This window comes from Streptosporangiales bacterium (assembly GCA_009379825.1).
Taxonomy (GTDB): domain Bacteria; phylum Actinomycetota; class Actinomycetes; order Streptosporangiales; family WHST01; genus WHST01.
Genome location: WHTA01000007.1, coordinates 16731 through 37560, shown reverse-complemented (window position 1 = coordinate 37560; position 20830 = coordinate 16731). Strand labels below are relative to the sequence as shown.

Annotated in this window: 18 protein-coding genes and 1 tRNA gene; 8 read left to right on the top strand and 11 right to left on the bottom strand. The window is 70.4% G+C overall.

Annotation, left to right across the window (positions count from 1 at the left end; genetic code table 11):
- The first annotated feature begins 68 nt into the window (after positions 1-68).
- On the top strand, positions 69-1910 hold the full coding sequence (locus tag GEV07_05485; protein MQA02187.1) for a hypothetical protein: 1842 nt from the start codon (positions 69-71) through the stop codon (positions 1908-1910).
- A 61-nt stretch (positions 1911-1971) separates the two neighbouring features.
- On the top strand, positions 1972-2982 hold the full coding sequence (locus GEV07_05480; GenBank protein MQA02186.1) for a LacI family DNA-binding transcriptional regulator: 1011 nt from the start codon (positions 1972-1974) through the stop codon (positions 2980-2982).
- Positions 2983-2998: 16 nt separating this feature from the next.
- Here GEV07_05480 and GEV07_05475 read toward each other — a convergent pair whose 3' ends face one another.
- The 6 genes from GEV07_05475 to GEV07_05450 are packed head-to-tail and all read right to left on the bottom strand — an operon-like array spanning position 2999 to position 9141.
- A complete protein-coding gene (locus tag GEV07_05475; GenBank protein MQA02185.1) occupies positions 2999-3358 on the bottom strand; it encodes a hypothetical protein in 360 nt (119 codons plus the stop codon).
- 37 nt (positions 3359-3395) lie between these two features.
- Complete coding sequence (locus GEV07_05470) at positions 3396-4016, bottom strand: carbon monoxide dehydrogenase (GenBank protein MQA02184.1); 621 nt, start codon at positions 4014-4016, stop codon at positions 3396-3398.
- On the bottom strand, positions 4013-6403 hold the full coding sequence (locus tag GEV07_05465; GenBank protein ID MQA02183.1) for a molybdopterin-dependent oxidoreductase: 2391 nt from the start codon (positions 6401-6403) through the stop codon (positions 4013-4015). Before GEV07_05465 ends, GEV07_05470 begins: the two co-directional genes overlap by 4 nt.
- The gene (locus GEV07_05460) at positions 6393-6902 is read right to left on the bottom strand and encodes a 2Fe-2S iron-sulfur cluster binding domain-containing protein (protein MQA02182.1); all 510 of its coding nucleotides are present in this window, start codon (positions 6900-6902) and stop codon (positions 6393-6395) included. Before GEV07_05460 ends, GEV07_05465 begins: the two co-directional genes overlap by 11 nt.
- Positions 6899-7747, bottom strand: a complete 849-nt coding sequence (locus GEV07_05455; protein MQA02181.1) for a xanthine dehydrogenase family protein subunit M — start codon at positions 7745-7747, stop codon at positions 6899-6901. Before GEV07_05455 ends, GEV07_05460 begins: the two co-directional genes overlap by 4 nt.
- Positions 7744-9141 carry a nitrate reductase gene (locus GEV07_05450; protein ID MQA02180.1) on the bottom strand — a complete coding sequence of 466 codons (1398 nt, stop codon included), beginning with the start codon at positions 9139-9141 and terminating at the stop codon, positions 7744-7746. Before GEV07_05450 ends, GEV07_05455 begins: the two co-directional genes overlap by 4 nt.
- Positions 9142-9258: 117 nt before the next feature.
- On the opposite strand from GEV07_05450, the gene GEV07_05445 reads away from it, so the two are divergent.
- Both GEV07_05445 and GEV07_05440 read left to right on the top strand, forming a co-directional pair.
- Complete coding sequence (locus GEV07_05445; GenBank protein MQA02179.1) at positions 9259-10662, top strand: FdrA family protein; 1404 nt, start codon at positions 9259-9261, stop codon at positions 10660-10662.
- Between the two features lie 2 nt (positions 10663-10664).
- Positions 10665-12134, top strand: coding sequence for a DUF1116 domain-containing protein (locus tag GEV07_05440; GenBank protein ID MQA02178.1), 1470 nt, complete (start codon positions 10665-10667; stop codon positions 12132-12134).
- A gap of 12 nt (positions 12135-12146) precedes the next feature.
- Here the strand turns inward: GEV07_05440 and GEV07_05435 are convergent, their stop codons facing one another.
- From GEV07_05435 to GEV07_05425, 3 genes are all read right to left on the bottom strand, one after another.
- The gene (locus GEV07_05435; GenBank protein MQA02177.1) at positions 12147-12728 is read right to left on the bottom strand and encodes an NTP transferase domain-containing protein; all 582 of its coding nucleotides are present in this window, start codon (positions 12726-12728) and stop codon (positions 12147-12149) included.
- Positions 12725-13909 (bottom strand): XshC-Cox1 family protein, encoded by a 1185-nt coding sequence (locus GEV07_05430; GenBank protein MQA02176.1) that lies wholly within the window; start codon positions 13907-13909, stop codon positions 12725-12727. The genes GEV07_05435 and GEV07_05430 overlap by 4 nt, the downstream gene beginning before the upstream one ends.
- 67 nt (positions 13910-13976) lie before the next feature.
- Positions 13977-14321, bottom strand: coding sequence for a hypothetical protein (locus GEV07_05425; GenBank protein MQA02175.1), 345 nt, complete (start codon positions 14319-14321; stop codon positions 13977-13979).
- A gap of 67 nt (positions 14322-14388) precedes the next feature.
- On the opposite strand from GEV07_05425, the gene GEV07_05420 reads away from it, so the two are divergent.
- Entirely contained in the window at positions 14389-15996 is a 1608-nt protein-coding gene (locus GEV07_05420) for a hypothetical protein (GenBank protein MQA02174.1), read from the top strand.
- Positions 15997-16050: 54 nt separating this feature from the next.
- A tRNA-Glu gene (locus GEV07_05415) sits at positions 16051-16123 on the top strand.
- Here the strand turns inward: GEV07_05415 and GEV07_05410 are convergent.
- Together GEV07_05410 and GEV07_05405 are read right to left on the bottom strand one after the other, a co-directional pair.
- Positions 16086-17897, bottom strand: a complete 1812-nt coding sequence (locus tag GEV07_05410) for a recombinase (GenBank protein MQA02173.1) — start codon at positions 17895-17897, stop codon at positions 16086-16088. The two genes, GEV07_05415 and GEV07_05410, sit on opposite strands and share 38 nt — an antisense overlap.
- A 381-nt stretch (positions 17898-18278) precedes the next feature.
- Positions 18279-19028 (bottom strand): site-specific DNA-methyltransferase, encoded by a 750-nt coding sequence (locus tag GEV07_05405; GenBank protein MQA02172.1) that lies wholly within the window; start codon positions 19026-19028, stop codon positions 18279-18281.
- A gap of 694 nt (positions 19029-19722) precedes the next feature.
- Here GEV07_05405 and GEV07_05400 point away from each other — a divergent pair.
- On the top strand, positions 19723-20325 hold the full coding sequence (locus GEV07_05400; GenBank protein ID MQA02171.1) for a hypothetical protein: 603 nt from the start codon (positions 19723-19725) through the stop codon (positions 20323-20325).
- A gap of 128 nt (positions 20326-20453) precedes the next feature.
- A complete protein-coding gene (locus GEV07_05395; protein ID MQA02170.1) occupies positions 20454-20759 on the top strand; it encodes a hypothetical protein in 306 nt (101 codons plus the stop codon).
- The last annotated feature ends 71 nt before the right edge of the window (positions 20760-20830 follow it).

The window sequence follows — 20830 nt, the reverse complement described above, 5'->3', positions numbered from 1 at the left end:
TTGCCGTGACTGCCCTACTGGCAGCAACGGCAACGGTTCCGGTCCAAGCGGCTGCCGACGAGGGCACCGTGCTACGCATCGACACGACCGGGGCCAAACACCCGGCGTCGGTACTGCTCGGCGGCGTGAACAACAACCGGTGGCACGACGACTCGCTCGGGCTGTGGGATCCGGAGGCCGGCCACGGCGTCCCCGACGCCGTCGAGAAGACGGCGCGCGCGGGCGTCAGCTCGATCCGCTATCCCGGTGGTACGCAGGCCAACCTCTTCGACTGGAAGCGGGCCGTAGGCCCGCTCGACGACCGCGAATGCCAGGTCGACGGCGGCAACGGCACGCCGCGCGACAGCCGGTACGGACCCGACGAGCACATGACGTTCACCGGTGAGACCGGTGCGCGAGCGTCGATCATGGTCCCGTTCGCCAACGAGACGCCGGCGGACGCAGCCGACTGGGTCGAGTACATGAACGCGCCCGCGGGCACGAACCCGCGCGGTGGTGTCGCCTGGGCCGACCTACGGGCGGCCAACGGTCACCGCAAACCGTACGGCGTCGAGCACTGGGAGGTCGGCAACGAGCACGACCGTCCCGAACAGCGCTACTGGATGAGCTCGTCGCCGAGCGAGGCCATGCAGCAGTACGCGTTCGGCGGCACCCAGCGACAGCTCGACCAGCCGGTGGGCACCGCATGCGACCACCGCGACTCGGCGTCGTACAGCAACGGCTCTGCGGACTCCAGCTTCCAGGTGCACTACCCGCCGGTCGTCGAGGACAGTCAGGCCGTCTACGTCGACGGCGAGAAGTGGCGCGCCGTCGACGACCTGGAAGGGGCCGGGCCCGACGACGAGGTCTACACGTTCGACCCGCGCACCGGCAGGGTCGCCTTCGGCGACGGCACGCACGGCCGGATACCGCCCGAGGGTGCACAGGTCACCGCCGACTACGACTCCGGCCCGCACGCCGGGTTCGTCGACTTCGCCGCGGCGATGAAGAAGGTCGACCCGGACATCGACGTGCTCGCGACCTGGGCGCCGATCACCAGCCAGAGCGGGCTCGGCGACAGGTCGTTCCCCGAGCTGATGGCCGACCGCGGCGAGCGCAATGCCTACGACGGCCTCGTCATCCACCCGTACACGAACTTCCGGCGGGACTTCGGCGACGCACTGGAGTCCGCACAACAGGGTCATGACTGGCACATGCTCGGCGAGGCGAACGCCACCGAGTTGGTACGGCAGGCCCGCAAGGACGTACGCAGGTACGGAGGCAAGGGCAGCTACATCACCACGACGGAGTTCGGTGCCCTGTTCTTCGGGCCGCACGACGCCTCCGCCTACCCCAGCTGGAACACCGCGATGTCGCACGCCCTGTACATGGCGTCGCAGTGGGCGAGGTGGAGCGAGCTCGGCCTGCCGTGGGCAGAGGGCAACACCCTCGTGGCGGAGGAGCCACAGGGTCTGCGCGCGGTGCTCGGTGGCGCGCCGGGTTTCGCGTACACGTCGGAAGCCGTTGTCCGGCAACAGCTGCAGCCGTTCCTGACCGGCGGTGGCAAGGTCGTGCCGCACCAGCTGGTCGGCAACCCGCAGGTGAGTACGGACCCCACCGATCTCGGCAGCTCGTACGACGGCCTGGTCGGCACCACGACCGTGGACAGGGATGGGCAGCTGAACGTCCTCGTCGTGAACCGGATGTCGACCCGGGCCGCGGACGTCACCGTGGTGCCCGGTGGTTTCACGCACACCGGCACCGTCACCGCAAGCACTGTGGCCGGCGAGGACTTCACCAGCTTCAACAACCTCGACCATCCGGACGACGTCCGCATCGAACGCAGCGAGCGACAGGTGGGCAGCACCGCGTTCGACCACACCTTCCCCGCACACTCGGTGACGCTGCTGCGGCTGGACCCCGCGCGGTGACCGCCCACACCGGGAATCGACGGCGGCGGCCTAGCATTGCGGCCAGGAGGGGAGGTCGACGATGCGGCCGCGGATGAGCGACGTCGCCAAGCTGGCCGGCGTGTCGGCCAAGACGGTGTCGAACGTCGTCAACGGGTACGAGCACGTCTCACCGGAGATGCGCGCCAAGGTGCTCGCCGCGATCACCGAGCTCAACTACGTGCCCAACGTGTCGGCCAGGTCGCTGCGTACCGGCCGTACGAAGGTCATTGCCCTGGCGTTGCCCGACCTCGCCGTGCCGTACTTCGGCGAGCTTGCCAGGCACATCACGAGGGCGGCGGAGGAGCACGACTTCACCATCCTCATCGACCAGACGGACGGGTTGGTCGACCGGGAGCGGCAGATCGCCAGCGGTCTGCGGGACAACGTGATCGACGGGCTGATCTTCAGCCCGTTGGCCCTGGGCGCGGAGGAGATAGCGGCGGCATCGAGCGAGACGCCCATGGTGCTGCTCGGTGAGCGGGAACACCCCGCGACCACCGACCACGTCGCGTTCGACAACATCGCTGCGGCCAGGCTCGCCACCGGCCATCTCGTGCGGCTGGGCCGCACCCGCATCGCCGCCATCGGCAGCCAGGTGGAGCGGCGCGTCGGCACGGGCGCGCTGCGCCTCGAGGGTCACCAGTCCGCGCTGAAGGACGCGGGCCTGCCGGTCGACGACCAGCTGGTGGTACCTACTCGCCGACTGCACAGGATGGAGGGCGTGCGGGCGATGGACGAGCTGCTCGACCTGCCGGAGCCGCCTGATGCCGTCGTCTGCTTCAACGACCTGGTGGCTCTCGGCGCCCTCTACACGCTGCGCCGCCGTGGCTTGCGCGTCCCCGACGACGTTGCAGTCGTCGGCTTCGACGACATCGAGGAAAGCACGTACTCCAACCCGACGCTCACCACGATCTCACCGGATAAGGAGCGCATAGCCACCACGGCGATCGACCTGCTCGTCCGGCGGCTCGCAGGAAAGCGGGGGACGGACTCCCGCGAGGTACTCGTCGACTTCCAGCTCGTGCAACGGGAGAGCACGCAGCTGCGGTAGCCGGCGCGGCGCCGCGTCACTGCAGGTCGACCAGTGGTGGGTCGGCTACCAGTCGCATGGCGCCCCAGTCGCCGTCGAGTTCGTAGACCTCGCCGTCGGTTCGCAGGGTGTCGATGTTGCCGTAGTCGAGCTCGTCCTCGGGGTCCTCCCACGGCGGGGAGTCGCCGAGCCGCCAGGTGACCTCACGCAGGCCGCCGAACCGCAGGGACGCACGCCGGTAGCAGTACTCCTCGCCCGGCTCCGGCGGCTCGTAGGCGGGGTGGCCGGGCAGCAGCACCAGGTCGAGTTCGAAGACGACCTCGCCGGGCCGCACGTCGATGTCGAGTACCCAGCTGTCGCCGAGAGCCGCACCGTCCAGACTCACCGGGTTGAACATCGTCACTCACCTGCCGGCCGGTCGATGTGCAGGGACGTCAGCGCGCTGCCAGCCTACGCAATCGCCGCCCGATGCCGACACCCACGAGCGCGATCACCGCGCCTGCGGCCGCTGCGAGCAGCAGTGCGCCGGCATCCGGTCGGCCACGTTCGCGAGCTGCCGTCGGGTATACCGTGCCGGACGCCTGCGGTGTTACAGCGGCCGCGCTCGTACGCTCGGCGGCGCCGGACACGGCCTGGTCGATCCCCGCGTAGAACTCCGCAAGCACCCGACGCACCGCGCTCAGCAGCAGCCGCTGCCCGACGCCCGCCAGCATCCCTGCGACGGTCACGTCCACGTCGTAGCTGAGCTCGGTGCCACCGTCCTCGGCTGCCGCGAGGACCATCAGTACGGTTCCATCGACGGCACCAGGAGCACCGCTGAGCCGGCCCTGCACCGACAGCAGCTCAGGCGGCTGCACGTCCAGCCGCACCTCGCCGTCGTACGTGCCGGTGACCGACGCCAGCGTGCCGGTCACGGCGAGCCGGTACCTGCCGTCGCCGGTCGGCTCGAGCTGTTCGCAGCCGGGTACGGCCTCGGCCAGTACCTCGGGGTCCTGCAGCGCAGCGAACACACGTGCCGGCTCCGCACGCAGCGACGCGCTCCCCGTCATCTTCATGCCTGCGCCTCCGCCCGCAGGCCGAACAGCTCGCTGGGGCTCAGCGGCATCTTCGTGATGCGGATGCCCTCGGCGTCCTCGATCGCGGCGGCGAACAGCGCCGCCGAGGGGATCACCCCCGCCTCGCCTGCGCCCTTGATGCCCAACGGGTTGAGCGGCGACGGCGTCTCCAGGTGGTCGATCTCGATCGTCGCAGGCAGCTCCGACGCGTACGGCATGAGGAAGTCCATGAACGAGGCGTTGAGCAGCTGGCCGTTCTCGTCGTACTCCATCCGCTCGTACAGCGCCCCCGCGATGCCCTGAGCGACCCCGCCGTGGATCTGCCCCTCCACGATCCTCGGGTTGATCAACCGGCCGCAGTCGTGCACCACGCAGTAGCGCAGGATCTTGATCTCCGCCGTCTGCGGGTCGGTCTCCACGATGGCGGCGTGCATGCCGGACGCGAACGTCGACCGGGCCGGCGAGTAGAAGTCCGTGCCCTCCAGGCCGGGCGCGTCACCTTCGGCGACCGGTGGCTTGCTGACGTCGGTCGAGGCGAACTGCGTTGCTGCCGCTGCGTTCTCGTCGAACGCGTACCGCAGCGGGTTGCTCAGTACAGCGACGCTGGCCAGCGGGATGCTCGCCTGCGGATCGCCCTTGACCTGCACGACCCCGTCGGCGATCGTCAGGTCGCCCGGGTCGACCTCCAGTGCCTCACCGGCGATCCGCAGCGCCTTCTCCCGCACCTTGCGCGCGGCCAGCGCGATGGCCGACCCGCTCATCACCGCGGCGCGTGAGGCGAACGTGCCGACGGCGTACGCGAACCGCCTGGTGTCGCCCGTGGTCACCTCCACGTCCTCGAGCCGCACGCCCAACTCGTCGGCGGCGATCTGCGCGAACGAGGTGAGGTGCCCCTGCCCCTGGCTGGTGAGACCGGTGGCGACCTTCACCTTGCCCGAGGTCTCCACCTGCACGTGGCCGCCCTCGTACGGCCCGACGCCGGTGCCCTCGACGTAACAGGCGAGGCCGATGCCGACCCGGCGTCCCTGCGCGCGGGCCTGCTCCCTGTACTTCTCGAAGTCGTCCCACCCGACCAGCTCCTTCAGCTTGGCCAGGCCGGCCGGGTAGTCGCCGGAGTCGTAGATCAGCGGACGCCCGTCCTGGAACGTCAGGCCGTGGTCGTACGGCATCTCGTCGGGCTGGATGAAGTTGCGCGACCGCACCTCGGCACGGTCCAGGCCGAGCTGCACGGCGATGGCGTCCATGGTGCGCTCCATGGCGAACACGCCCTGCGGCCTGCCGGCACCGCGGTACGGCGTGACGAGCACGGTGTTCGTATAGAGCGACCAGAACTCGCACCGGTACGCGGCGGGCTTGTACGGCCCGAGCAGCTGTGTCGACGTCACGATCGGCACGATCAGACCGTACGGCGTGTAGGCACCGTTGTCGTGCCAGATGCGCACGTCCAGGGCGAGGATCCGGCCGTCGTCGTCGAAACCTACCTGGATGTCCTGCAGCTGGCCGCGTTCGTGCGCGCTGGACACGAAGTGCTCATGGCGGTCCTCCGCCCACTTCACCTCGGCCGGGTAGCCGAGCTCGCCGAGCTTGCGCGCGGCCCACGGCACGAGCACCTCCTCCGGCCACGGGTGCACGATCTTCACGCCGAACGCGCCGCCGACGTCCGGCGCGATGCACTCCACCTTGGCCAGCGGCAGGTTCAGCTTCGCCGCCACGGCTGCGCGCACGGAGGTGGACGCCTGCGTCGACGTGTACACGCGCAGCTCCTGGTCGGCGACGTCCCACCGCGCGTAGACTCCCTTGCCCTCCAACGGTGTGGACGCACTGCGCTCGACCTCCAGGGTCAGGTCGAGCAGGTGCGGCGCGGCGGCCAGCGCGGCGTCGACGTCGCCGTTGTCCTGCACCAGGTGCCCGGCAGTGTTCTCCGGCACGTCCGCGTGCACCAGTTGGTCGGCGGCCCTCGCGTTCTCTATACCCACGACGGGTGGCAGCGGGTCGTACGAGACCTGGATGCGGTCGCAGGCGTCCTCGGCGAGGTAGCGGTCGCGGGCGATCACCATGGCGACGGCCTCGCCGACGTGGTTCACCTCGTCCTTCGCCAGCGGGTACGGCGTGCGCGGCGAATGCAGTGCCGGGTGCGGGATCAGCACCGGCAGCGGCTCCGCGACCCGGGTGGCGGTGTCCGCGACGAGGTCGTCGTAGGTGTAGACGGCGACCACGCCGTCGGCGTCGAGCGCCTCGGTCACGTCGATGTCCGTGATGCGCGCGTGCGCATGCGGGCTGCGGACGAACGCGGCCGCCAGCGCGTCGTGCCCGAGGTCGTCGAGGAACCTGCCGGCGCCCGTCAGCAGCCGCGGGTCCTCCAGCCGCGGGACGGCCTCACCGAACATCTGTGTCACTCGCCGCCCCCTCCCGCATCAGCTCGGCCGCGCGGAGCACGGACCGCACGATGTTCTCGTAACCGGTGCAGCGGCAGAGGTTCCCGCTGATCGCCTCCCGCGCCTCGGTCTCCGTCGGCGACGGGTTGCCGTCGAGGAACGCCGAGATGGTCGTGAGGAAACCCGGCGTGCAGAAGCCGCACTGCAGTCCGTGGCAGTCGCGGAACGCCTGCTGCACCGCACTCATGGAGCCGTCGGCGCCGGCGAGGCCTTCCACCGTAGTGATCTCGTGCCCGTCGACGCTCACCGCCAACAGCAGGCACGAACGCGCCGGTCGGCCGTCGACAAGCACCGTGCACGCACCGCAGACGCCGTGCTCGCAACCCACGTGTGTGCCGGTGAGTCGGAGCTCGTGGCGCAGCGCGTCGGAGAGCAGCATCCGCACCGGCACGGTGCGGTCGTGCCGCACCCCGTTTACCCGCAACGTGACCGGCAGCTGCTGCTCCGTCATCCGGCCGCCTCTCCGGCTTCGGCGAGCGCCTTGCCGGTGAGCACGCCGACCAGGTGTCGACGGTACTCCGCGGACGCGTGGATGTCGCCGCTACAGGCGAGCTGCTCCTTCGCGTGCTCCCCCGCCGCCGACCAGTCACCGCCAGCGGCGACCGCGGTGAGGTCGAGCACCCGCGGCACGGCCGTCACGGAGACGTACGCGGCGCGGGCACGTTCGATGTCGCCGTCCGCACCACGGCGGACCATCGCCACCACACCGCAGACCGCGTAGTCGCCGTTGCGCCTGGCCACTTCGACGACGGCCGTACCGACCCGGCTGGTCGGCACAGGGAACACCGCGGCGGTCACCAGCTCGTCGTCGTGCAGCGACGTCTGCAGCGGGCCCAGGTACAGTTCTGCCGCCGACACCTGCCGCTCGCCCCGCGTCGAGGTGGCCACCAGGTGCCCGTCGAGCAACGCCAGCACCGCGGGTAGCTCGGCGGCCGAGTCCGCATGGCAGAGGCTGCCGACGACGGTGCCGCGGTTGCGGATCGTCGGATGCGCGACGTACGTCAACGCCTGCCGCAACAGGGGCAGCACCTCATACGCCCCAGCGTGCTGCTCGAGGTCGGTGTGCCGCACGAGCGCACCCACCCGCACCTCGTGCGGCGTCACGTCGACGCCGTCGAGCGCGGGCAGCGCCCCGATGTCCACGATGTGCTCAGGTGCCGCCAGCCGCATGGACAGCAGCGGCACCAGGCTCTGGCCGCCGGCGAGCACCTTGCCGTCCGCACCGACCTCGGCCAGCGTCGCCACGGCGTCGGCGACCGTGCTCGGCCGGTGGTACGTGAACAGTGCCGGCTTCATTCCTTCACCGGCTCCTTGCCGTCGGCCGCATGCACGAGGTGGCGGGGAGCGATCAGCCTGGCGAAGTGGTAGAAGACGATCACCACGATGGTGCCGAGCGCGATGCCGGAGAGCTGGAACTGGCTGGAGAACCGCAGCGCGGTGTCGCCGATCGCGAGGATCAGGCCGGCCGCGACCGGCACCAGGTTGACCGGGTTGCCGAAGTCGACCCGGTTCTCCCGCCAGATCTTCGCGCCGAGCAGCCCGATCATGCCGTACAGCACGACAGTGATGCCGCCGAGCACCCCGCCGGGTGTGGCCGAGATGATCGCACCGAACTTCGGCGAGAAGCCGAACAGGATGGCCACGATCGCCGCCACGTAGTACGCCGCCGTCGAGTACACCCGTGTCGCCGCCATCACCCCGATGTTCTCCGCGTACGTCGTCGTCGGGGACCCGCCGACGAACGAGGTGAGCGCGGTGGCCACGCCGTCCGCGCCGATCGCGCGGCCCATGACCGGGTCGAGGTCGGTGCGCGTTATCTCGGCGACGGCCTTCACGTGCCCGGCGTTCTCCGCGATCAGGGCGATGACCGCGGGGATGACCAGCAGGACGAACGTCCACTTGATGTCCGGCAGGTGCCAGCCGACGAGTGCGGCGCCGTCCGGGCCGATCGTGCCGGTGCGCGGCGGTAGGCCGAACCAGTCCGCCGCTTGGACGTTCTCCCAACTCACCCGCGAGTGCGTGGTGACCTTCTCCGCCGCGGCGTCGTAGGAGGTGATCTGGCCGAACACCAGGTCGAACACCCAGGAGAGCACGTAGCCGAACACCAAGCCGAGGAAGATGGAGATGCGGCCGAGGAAGCCCCGCAGCCCGACGCTCATCAGGAACACGGCAACCATGACGAGCAGCGCGATCCACTGGTCCTGCGGCCAGTAGATGTCCGCGACCACGGGAGCGAGGTTGAACCCGATCAGCATGACCACCGCGCCGGTGACCACCGGCGGCAGGATCTTGTTGATGATCCGCGCGCCGAGGAAGTGGATGAGCACACCGACCACGGCGAGGATCAGCCCGGCCACAAGGATCGCGCCCGTCACCTGGGCGCTGGTGCCCTCCTGGGCACGGATCGCCGCCACGCCACCGACGAACGACGCCGACGTACCCAGGTAGCTCGGCACCTTGCCCTTGACGATGAGCAGGAACAGGATGGTCGCCACCCCGCTCATCATCACCGCGAGCTGAGGGTTCAAACCCATCACGAGGGGGAAGACGAAAGTGGCACCGAACATGGCGACGACGTGCTGGGCGCCCAGGCCCACCGTCCGGCCCCACGACAGCCGCTCGTCGGGCGCGACGACCTCGCCCACCTCGAGTTTCTTGCCGTCGCCGTGCAGTTTCCACCCGAACGCCATCGGATCCTCCTTGCCAGGACAGTACCGGCGCGTCGGCGCGCAAGATGGCAGGATGCAGCCATGGACATGGTTACGGCAAGGGTCAGTGACACCGTGTCTACCGAGGAGCGGTGAAACATGAGGACCCGGGTTGAGGTCCGGCGCGGCGAGTACCACGACTCGGTCACCCTGATGTCCGCGAGCCTCGCGCTGGCCGAGCTGTCGTCCGTCGCCGAGGCTCAGGTGGCGATGGGCACCGAGCTCAACCTCGAGCTGCTCGCCGACCGCGGCTTCGACGTGCCGGCCGGCACCGCCGCCGGTGACCTGGTGGTGGCCGTCCGCTTCGACGACGACGCGGACCCGGACGCCGCCATGTCGACCGCCGTCGAACGGCTCGCCGAGCTGCTCACCGCCCGCGTCCCCGCGACCGGCAGCGGCGTCGCGGTCGTCCCGCACACCACGGCCGGGGCGGTGGCCCGTACCGGTGCCGAGCTCGCCGTGGTGTCGGTGCCGGGCGAGTACGCGTACGGCGAAGCCGTGGACGCCCTCCGCGCCGGCAGCAACGTCATGGTGTTCAGCGACAACGTGCCGCTCGAGCAGGAGATCGCGCTCAAGCGGGAGGCCGCGGAACGCGGCCTCCTCGTGATGGGGCCGGACTGCGGCACCGCGGTCATCGACGCCGTGGGGTTCGGCTTCGCCAACGTGGTCGAGCCTGGACCGGTGTCGCTCGTCGCGGCGTCCGGAACCGGCGCCCAGCAGCTGACCTGCCTGCTCGCCGAGGCGGGCTGCGGGGTGCGGCACGTGCTCGGTGTGGGCGGCCGCGACCTGTCCGCCGAGGTGGGTGGGCTCGCCACCAGGCAGGCGCTCGACGCACTGCTCGCCGACAACCTCACCGAGCTGACCGTCGTCGTGACGAAACCGCCCGACGGCACCGTGCTCGGGCAGCTCACCGAGCTGACACAGGCACGCGAGCAGGCGGTGCTGTGGGCACCGGTCGGCCAGGCGCACGACGACCTCACGGCGGTCGCCGAGCGGGTGCTCCGGTCGCTCGGCCGCCCCGTACCGCAGTGGCCGCAGTGGCGACCGGTGAACGAGCTGACCGCGCGACCGGGCAGCGCGTTGCGCGGGCTGTTCTGTGGCGGCACGTTGTGCGGCGAGGCGGCGACCGTCGCCGCGGCGAGCCTACCCGCCGACCGGTTCGCGATGACCGACTTCGGCGCCGACGAGTACACCCGCGGCCGTGCCCACCCGATGATCGACCCCACGCTGCGCACCGAGGAGTTCGTCCGGGCCGCCGGTGACCCGTCCGTCGGCGCGGTGCTGGCCGACGTCGTGCTCGGCTACGGCAGCCACCCCGACCCGGCCGGTGAGCTGGCGCCGGCCGTCGCGGAGGCGGCGGCGAACGTGGTGATCTCGCTGACCGGCAGCCGCGGCGACGAGCAGAACCTCGACCGGCAGGCCCGCACGCTGGCCGACGCCGGCGCCCACGTCCACCTGTCCAACGCGGCCGCCGCGCGGCACGCCGTCACCCTGGTGAGCTGACCATGTCCACCGACTCCGACCGACGGCCGCCCGGCGGCCTGCTCGACGACGCCCCTCGCGTGGTCAACACCGGCCTCGACCTGCTCGCCGATGCGCTGGAATGCCAAGAGGTCCGGGTGAGCCGCACCGACTGGCGGCCACCGCTGCCCGGCACCGACCCGGCGGCGCTTGCGCGGGTGCTCGCCGACCGCCGCCGCGACGACGCGAACGCCACCGCGGCCGGCCGGCTGCTCGCGGCGGGCGCCGAGCTCGTCGACGTACTGCCGGCCCGCGACGTACTCGGCCTCGACCGCGGCCAGTTCTGCCATGCCGGCCCGCCGATCGACTGGGCGCGCGCGTCCGGTCCGATGCGCGGCGCCCTCATCGGTGCAGTGTTGTACGAGGGCATGGCCGCCGACGCCGAGGAAGCAGAACGGATGCTGGCGTCCGGCCGGGGCTACGACCTGCGGCCGTGCCACCAGCTCGGCGCCGTCGGCCCGATGGCCGGCCTCATCACGCCGTCGATGTGGGGCTTCGTGCTGCGCGACCCGACGCACGGCGGCCAGGCGTACTGCACGCTGAACGAGGGCCTCGGCAAGGTGCTGCGGTACGGCGCGTACGGTCCCGAGGTCGTCGACCGGCTGCACTGGATGGCGCGCGTGCTCGGCCCGCTGCTGCAGACGGCCGTACGCCGCCGCGCCGACCGCGACGGTCCCGTCGACGTCCGCGGCATCATCGCGCAAGCACTGCACATGGGCGACGAGGGGCACAACCGCAACCGGGCAGGCACCATGCTGTTCGTCCGCGAGCTGCTGCCGGAGCTGATGGACGCCGTCGCCGCCGATCAGCTGCCCGCCGGCCTCGGTGCCGCGGACGTCGCCGAGGTCGGTCGGTTCGCGAACGGCAACGACCACTTCTTCCTCAACCTGGTGATGCCCGCGGGCAAGCTGGCCGCGGACGCCGCCCGCGGCGTCGAGGGGTCGTCGCTCGTGGTCGCCATGGCCCGCAACGGCACCGACTTCGGCGTGCAGCTGTCCGGCACCGGCGACACCTGGTTCACCGCACCGGCCGACGTACCCGACGGCCTCTACCTGGCCGGCTACGGACCCGACGACGCCAACCCGGACATCGGCGACTCCACGATCACCGAGACCGCAGGCCTCGGCGGCTTCGCGATGGCCGCCGCCCCCGCAATCGTCCGATTCGTCGGCGGCTCCGCCGACGACGCCCTCACCGCAACGAAGGCGATGTACGAGATCACCGTCGCCGAGCACACCACGTACCAAGTACCGGTGCTCGGCTTCCGCGGCACCCCGACAGGCATCGACGCAGTCGCCGTCGTACGTACGAACGTCCTACCGAGCGTGAACACCGGCATCGCCGGCCGAGTAGCCGGCACCGGCCAGGTAGGCGCCGGCCTGGTACGCCCACCAGCCACCTGCTTCACCGCCGCAGTAAACACCCTCGCCGAACGCACCCCACCCCTCACCTGACCCCGCGCAGCGTCAGGGGGCGGTGATGCCCGGGGTCGGGACGTCGACGTCGCGGGGGTCGGCTAGGCCGGTGCAGGGGACCTCGTGCACCTGGTCCGGGTGGGCGCGTAGCCATGCTCTGGCTCCCTCGTCGCCGGTGGCGAGGTGGGCGACGGCCGGCCAGATCTTGCGTGCCAGCAGCACGGGGTGGCCGCGGCGACCTTCGTAGGTGGCGATGGCCGCGGCGGCCGTTGGCGCCGCCGAGTGCCAGTCGGCGATCACGGCGCGTACGGCGGTGGACGTCAGCCACGGTGTGTCGACGAGGAGTACTACGCAGGCAGCCGCGTCGTCGGGCAGCGCGGCGAGACCGGCCTGCAGCGAGGCGCCCATGCCGTCGCGCCACCGCTGCGCGTGCACGGTGGTCGCACCGGGCACGTCGCCGAGCGAGGCGGCTCCCTCGACGACGACCACCGGTGCGCAGTCCGCGGCGCGCAACGTGGCGGCGGCGCGGTCGACCAGCCGTTCGCCGTCGAGCAACGCAAGCGCCTTCGGCCCACCGAACCTGCGGCCGGCCCCGGCGGCGAGCACCAGGCCCGCGACCGCGCCTGCGGTCAAGGGTCGGCCCGCACCGTCAACCCGGTGGCGTCCTTGTGGATCGGCCCGCTGAGCTGGGCCAGCCGGGCACCGGTGCCACCCCACCGGGTCTGTACGATCTCCGCCGCGATGGACACCGCGGTCTCCTCCGGGGTACGTGCACCCACGTCCAGCCCGATCGGCGACGAGATCCGCGCCAGGTCGCTCTCGGCGACCCCCGCCTCCCGCAGCCGCGCCATCCGGTCGTCGTGCGTACGGCGCGACCCCATCGCGCCGATGTACGCCGCCGGGGTCTGGAGCGCGACCTGCAGCAGCGGCACGTCGAACTTCGGGTCGTGGGTGAGCACGCAGACGACCGTGCGCTGGTCCAGGGTGCCCTCGTGCAGCTCGCGTTCGAGGTAGCGGTGCGGCCACTCGACCACCACCTCGTCGGCGTCCGGGAACCTGCGCTTGGTCGCGAACACCCCCCGCGCGTCACACACCGTCACCCGGAAGCCGAGGAACGACCCCATCCGCGCCATGCTCGCGGCGAAGTCGATGGCGCCGAAGACGACCATCCGCGGCTTCGGTGCCATCGACTGCACGAAGATCATCAGGTCGTCCGCACGGCGCTCGCCGTGCCTGCCCAGCCGCAGCACGTCGGTGGTGCCGGCGGCGAGCATGCCGCGTACGTCGTCGGTGACCGCGTCGTCCAGCCGGTCCGACCCGATCGAACCGGACCTGCGGTCCGGCCACACCACCAGCCGGCGGCCGAGCTCGGCCGGCTGCTCGCCGGCGAACTCGCCCTCCGCCGTCGGGCCGGAGCCGTCGACCTCGATGACCGTGGCGACCGCCACCGGCTCACCGGTGCGTACGGACTCGACCACGGCACCGAACTCGGGGTACGACTCGGCGTCGACCGCCTCGACCAGCACGTCGAGCACGCCGCCGCAGGTCAGGCCCACCGCCGCGGCGTCGTCGTCGCTCACCCCGTAGCGCTGCAGCACCGGTTGTCCGGTCTCGCTGACCCGGCCGGCCAGCTCGTACACGGCTCCTTCGACACAGCCGCCGGATACGCTGCCGAACGCCGCGCCGTCCGGGCCCACCGCCATCGTCGCGCCGGCGGCCCGCGGCGCGCTGCGCCACGTGCGCACCACTCGCGCCATCCCGAACGGCCGGCCGGCCGACCACAACGTCTCCAGCTCGTCGAGCACGTCTCGCACGGCGCACCTCCCCTGGTGAGACCTCCAGGATACGAGGACGATGCCTGTCGGTGCCGAACTTCGCAGGTCAGCCCCAGCCGAGCTCGTGCAGGCGCTCGTCGTCGATGCCGAAGTGGTGGGCGATCTCGTGCACGACGGTGACCCGCACCTCCTCGGCGACCTCGTCCGGCGTGTTGCAGATCGCGCAGATCGGGTTGCGGTAGACGGAGATCCGATCCGGCAGCACGCCCGCGTACCACTGGCCGCGCTCGGTGAGCGGCACGCCCTGGTAGAGGCCGAGCAGGCCCGGCTGCGGCGGGTCGTCCTCGATCACCAGCGCGACGTTCTCCATCATCTCGGTGAACTCAGGCGGGATGCCGTCGAGCGCCTCGTCGACGAGGCGCTCGAACTCCTGCGGGGTCAGCTCCACCACCTGGTCATTCTGTCCGGAGTCCGCCACGGTTCGCGCACCGGGATGAGAGCCTGGGCGGGTGCATGTGGTGAACAGGCTGCGCCGCCGGCTGACCCGCGGGCTCGGACCGCGAGCCCGCCGGTACCTGGTGTGGTGGCTCGGCGCCCGGATGCGCCGCCGGCTGGCGGTGGCATCGGTGGCACTCGTCGGCGCCTGGTTCGGGCTGCTCGTCGGCGGCTCGGTCGTCGAACCGGTCGGCCCCGTAGACGCACAACTGACGTTGCGGCCGTCGCTGACCGGCAACACGTTCATCGACCTGTCGCCGCTCGGCTCGATCGAGTTCGACACGTCGGACACCCCGCTGTCCATCCACGCGACGGTGACGCAGATCCGCGACGAGGCGGCCAGGGAGATCGTCCGCAACCCGAACAGCCTGGCCGGCATCGAGGACCGGGTGGTCCGCGACCTCGAACGCGCGGTCACCGTGCTCGCGTTGAAGTCCGCCGGCTGTGCGGTGCTCGGCGCGGCGATCTTCACCGCGATCGTGTTCCGCACCTGGCGGCGGATGGCGATCGGCAGCGGTGTCGCCCTGACGGCGGCGGTCGCCGCGTACGCCGTCGCGGCCGCCAGCTGGAACCCGGAGGCGATCGAGGAACCCCGCTACACCGGCGTGCTGGCCAGCGCGCCGCGGCTGGTTGGCAGCGCGGAGACGATCGCGTCCGACTTCAGCAAGTACCGCACCCAGCTGGCGAAACTCGTCACCAACCTGACCAAGCTGTACGACGCGACGTCCGATCTGCCGCTCACCGAACCCGACCCGGACACCATCCGGGTGCTGCACATTTCCGACATCCACAACAACCCCGCGGCCTGGAACATCATCAGGTCGGTGCAGCAGCAGTTCGACGTGAGCGTGGTCATCGACACCGGCGACCTGGTCGACCAGGGCACCACGGCGGAGAACCGTACGGCGGACGGCATCGAGAGCCTCGGGGTGCCGTACGTGTTCGTGAAGGGCAACCACGACTCGGAGCAGACCGTACGCGCGGTGGCACGGCAGGAGAACGGCATCGTGCTGTCCGGCAAGCCCAAGGTGGTGAACGGCATCAGGATGTGGGGCATCGGCGACCCCAGGTTCCAGCCGGACGAGGTGCTCTACACCCTGGAGAGCGACGAGAACCTGGAGGCGTACGGCCAGCAGCTGCGCCCCCGGCTCGACGCCGCCGGTGTCATGGACATGGCGCTCACGCACGACCCGATGATCGCCGAGCAGTGGGACGGACTGGCGCCGCTCGTGCTCTCCGGCCATTACCACCGGCGGCAGACGGACCTCCAGCCAGGCGGCACCAGGCAGATGACCGTCGGCTCCACCGGCGGCTCCGGCCTGCGCGCGATCGACAGCAAGAAGCCAAGCCCGATCCAGCTCGACGTGCTGTACCTCGACAAGGAGACCAAGCGGCTCAACGCCTGGGACGAGATCACCCTCGGTGGCGTCGGCCTCACCTCGGCACAGATCGACCGCTACGCGGAGGAGGACCCCACGCGGCCGCTCGACCGCCGCATCGGCGAGTCCCCCACCCCGCTGCCGACGCCGTCCAGCTCCGGCGTCGTAACCCCCCTCACCGTGCCGCCGTCGACCCCGCCAACCAGCCCGCAGCCGAGCACGCCAGGACGCGTGACCCGTAGCGGCAGCTAGCGCCCGCTTTGGTAGATCGCCGCGCGACCTTCTATCCTTGACCAGGCTCCCGACGTCCCCATCGTCTAGTGGCCTAGGACTCCGCCCTTTCAAGGCGGCAACGCGGGTTCGAATCCCGTTGGGGGCACGTACAGCATCTGCACGTCGTGGTGTTGCCGGCTGTCGGGCGTCGTACGGTCTTCCGTGATGGCCTGGGCGGTGCGTGCGGCGTCGGGGAGGTGCGCGGCGGGGAGCCGGATCTCGATATCGGCGGTGTCGGTGTCGTGGTGGGTGCGGACGGTGAGCCGGGTGGTCTCGAATAGCCGTCGCAGCAGTGGCTCGGGAGCGTGGGCGAGGTCCAGCCGCAGCGCAGGCAGAGCGTCGAGGAGCGCAGTGTCGGTAGCAGGCCGTCGCGGTTCGACCGCGACGCCGTCCAGGTCGGCGAGCGCGGTGGCGGCGGCGTTCTTCTGCTCTTCCAGGTCGTTGTAGGTCTGCCGTAGCGCCGTGACGAACGGGTCGTCGGCGTCGGCGTCGGCGGCCTGCCGCAGGATCGTCGCCTGGCGACGGTCGACGTCGGCGAGCGCCCGTCGGAGCCGGTCTCGTTCGGCCTCGCGTGCCTCGGCGGCGTTGTCATCGACCTGGGCGAGGTCGGCGGCCAGCAACGCTTGTCGGTCGGGGCCGAACACGCGGTCGGCGTAGAACCGGGATACCGCGTCGAGCAGGGCGCGTTCGTTGAGGTAGACGGCCTTCGGGTGGTTCGGGTAGGCGCTGGGTCGGCCGCGGTTGTTCCCGCGCGGCCAGCACATGTAGTAGGTCCGGTCACGGGAGTGGTTGCCGAACATGCGCCGTCCGCAGCCGCAGAACACCATGCCCCGGAACAGGTAGGTCCGCCGCGCCTGCGGGTGCGCGCTGGTGTCGGCCTGTTCACGCGAGCCTCTGCGGGCCTTCCTGCGTTCGGCGAGCTTGTCATACATCCATTTCGGGATCAGCGGTTCGTGCGCGGGTTCGGGAGACCATACCCACTTGACCGGGTCGTTGACTTTGCCGCGCCGGGACCGGGACGCGCGCCGGTTGTACACCTGGTAGCCGGTGTACTTCGGGTTCCGAAGGATCTCGGAGACGGTTGTCTTGCTCCACGCACCGCGCGCCCGGGTCTTGCGGGTCGGTTCCGGCGGCGGGTAGGTCTCCAGGTCGTCGTTCAACCGGTCCGCGATGGTGCCGTAGCCGAGTTGCTCGTGGTACCGCCACATCGCGATCTGGGTGACGGTCTCGCCCTTGCGTCCGTCGGGTTCGAGGCGGGTCTTGGTGTTCCCCTTGTCCGCCCGGGACGGGTTCGGATGCCGGTAGGTCTTGGCCTTGTAGCCGTAGCAGGGCTTGCCGATGTTCCAACCCTCCCGCACATGCGTGCATAGTCCGCCCCAGGACTGCTCCAGGATGTTGAGCACCTCATACTCGGCGACGGACTGGTTGATCCGCCGCTGCAGCACCCGCTGCGCCCGGCTCCCCGACAACGTGATCGGCTCGTTGGACGCGAACAACGGCGTCTCCGCGTTGTCCAACTCCCGTTCGATCGAGAGTCCCTCGAACGCCCGGCGGGCGACGCGGGAGATGCTCTCGCAGATCACCACGTCGAACCGGCGACCCGGGTGGCTGGCCTCCTCCAGCAGGTCAGCGACGCCGCCGTCGCGGGCGATAGGGATGTCGAACCGCTCATAGTTCTCGCCGCGGCCACGGGCGGCGAGTTCCATCCGACCGGACTCGACGTCGTAGAAATGCGCCACGATCACCCACGAGGCCGGGATCGCCGACTTACACGAGTGCAGCTGCCGCATCAACGACTGCCGCGGATCCTGCTGATCCTCCGTCGATGTCCGCCCGAGAAACGCGACCCGCACCTCATCACCCAACAACGCGGCCGGCATCCCGAACGGAGAGACGGCGTAGTCCGACAACCCGCTGCCGGGTGACTTGCCACTGGCAGAACGGGTGGACGGTGCATGGAAACGGGGCGGGTCCGGGTTCTCCTCACCGACCGCTGTCATGGCGTTCCTTCCCTTCCTCGCCGGGTCCGTTGTCCAACCGACCATCGATTACCTCTTGGTCCGCGATCCAGTCAAGGAGGTCACGCAACACCGCGGTCAGCTCGCGACGCAACCTGTCGCCTTCCACCCCACCCACCGGGTGCACCGTCCCGAGGTAGCACATGGAATGGCCACGGCCCGAAGGCTGGTCGTACCGCCAACCAGGCCGCTGGTCGTCGAGTCCGTCATGCTGGCCTTCGTCGGTGTCCGACGCTGGTGGCGTCAGCATGAGGTCACCACCTGGTCCAGTGCCTGACTGATCCGTTCTCGAGCGACCACCGCATAGTGGTCGGTTGTTTCGATCCCGAGGAATGAGCGCCCGCTCCTGATGGCGGCGACGCCGGTGGAGGCGGCGCCGGCGAAGGGGTCGAGGACGAGTCCGCCTGGTGGGCAGATCTTGACCAGCTCGGCCATCACTTCCAGCGGCTTCTGCGTGATGTGCTGACGATTCCGGCGTGGCTGGGAGCCGGACAGCCAGCCACGCAGATATACCGGCTGGTCCCGACGTGCGAGCGGTCCGTGCGAGCCCCAGAGGACGTACTCGCACTCGCGGCGGAACCCGTTGCGGTGTGGGCGGGCCAGCGGTTTGTGCCATGGGATGATGCCGCGCCAGGTCCACCCCGATGCCTGCAGCGCGTCGGAGGTGGCGGGCAGCTGCCGCCAGTCGGTGAACACCAGACACGACCCGCCAGGCGTGCAGATGCGGAGACATTCGGCGAGGACGAGGGACAGCCAGTAGCGGTAACCGCGTTGGTCGCGGGTGTCTCCGGCGAAGTCGGCGAGGGTGTGTTTGGCGTCGCCGCTGACGTACTTGCCGCGGGTGGTTTGGCTGGCGCGTTCGGTCGAGGTTCGGCCGCCGGAGTTGTACGGCGGGTCGGTGATCACGCAATCCACCGACTCGGAGTCGAGGGTCGGCAATACCGATAGTGCGTCTCCGTGGCGGATCTCGGCGTGTAGTTGCTTCGTGTTCATGAGCGGCCTCGCGATCGACAAGTGCGGACAGGTCATGAGGGCGGCGACATTGGACAGACGTCGGCCCTTCATTGACCAAGTCCGCTTTTCGGGCTGAGAGGTCACAGAACTCGTCGGGACTTTCGTTGGCGGCGTCCCGCGTCGTGCGGTGGGCGACCGTCCAGGTGTGGCCACGACGGCCCTCGCGGGGACTTGCCCGTCCATGCACCCGCGCCAGCGGTCCCACAACCGGGCCGCCACGTGAACTCACGGCTGTCACGCGGCTCGACCTCGCCGCAGGGACCGGTAGCGCGGTTGCCACGGGGCGGATGCGACGCAGCTGTCTCGGCTCCTGGGAATGAGCCGGCGGCACGGGCGTCCAGCGGGCGGAGGGATGAACACGCTGGTCAGGGCGATATTGCACAGTCCCCGGACCGGGTGTTCACGGGTCGACGGGGTTGCACGGATCTTGAACAGATCATGCACACCACCGCGGTCGTTTCGGCTGTGCAAGTTCTGTTCACCCGCTCTGTCGTGATGGGGCTCCTACATCACCTCGGCCGATGAGGAGGCCCCTGCGATGGCGAGTCGAAAGAGCCGGCACTCACCGCTGGACACCGCGGACGCCGCGTTCAGCGCCTTGGTCTTCGGGCCGATGCCACTGGCGGTACACGGGGCAGAGATCAGCGTCTATCTGCCGCAACGACCGATCCCGGTGACCGAGCTCAAGCGGCTGTTGCTGGACCGCCGCACCAGCCGATACGTACGCGACGCGGCGTGGCGGGAACTGGTCCACCGTGCCCGGGTGTGTGGCCCGTCGTGGACGGTCGCCGCGGTCGGCGTCGCGTTGCCCGGGCTGCGTCGCGTTGCCGGCAAGCTCGCGTGCGGCTACACCGGCGACACCGCCGACCTGGACGCGGAGGTACTGACCGGGTTCCTCACCGCGCTGCGCAGCATCGACACCGAGCGTCCGAAGATCGCGCTGCGGCTGTGTTGGATCGCCTACCGCGCCGGTGCGAAGCTGCGTCACGCCACCAACGACCCGCCCCACGCGAGTAGCTGGCCGGTGACATCGACCGCGCCTCCGCGGCCGTGGGGACACCCCGACCTCGTCCTCGCGCGCGGTCACCGAGAAGGTCATCACCGCCGCGGAGGCGGACCTGATCGCCCGGACCCGCCTGGACGGCATACCGCTGACCAGCGTCGCGAGGAAACTCGATCAGCCGTTTCGCGCGGTACTGATGCAACGCTTCCGCGCCGAACACCGCCTCGCCGAGGCGATTCTCGCGGGAAACCTCGAAATTTCTGTGTTACCTGACGCGCCATCACCCGGTCTTGGTCATTGACGGATCTTTTCGCATTACCCGCACCCGCCGCGAGGGAGGGAGTTCAGACATGAGACATGCCCGCACAGTCACTGCCGCGACGGCGGCCACGGTGAGCATCATGGTCACCATCGTCGTGCTGATCGGTGCCGCACCCGCGCAAGCCGCGACCCTAGCCGGCGACGTGGCCGCGCCGTCGTCATTGACGGCGGTGATCGACAACATCCGGAACTGGCTGGTCGGGCTGCTCGTCGCACTCGCCACGCTGTTCCTGACCGTCGGCGGGATCCGCTACCTGCTCGCCGGTGGTGACCCCGGCGAGGTCGCCAAGGCGAAGGACACGCTGAAATACGCCGCGGTCGGGTACACGGTCGCGGCGCTGGCGCCGCTGCTGGTGTCGATCCTGAAGAAGTTCGTGGGCGCCTGAGATGGCCAGGCTCCCCCGTCCGCCGTCCACGCGGCGTGGCCGTATCCGGTTGGCGTTGCGGCTGACCGGTG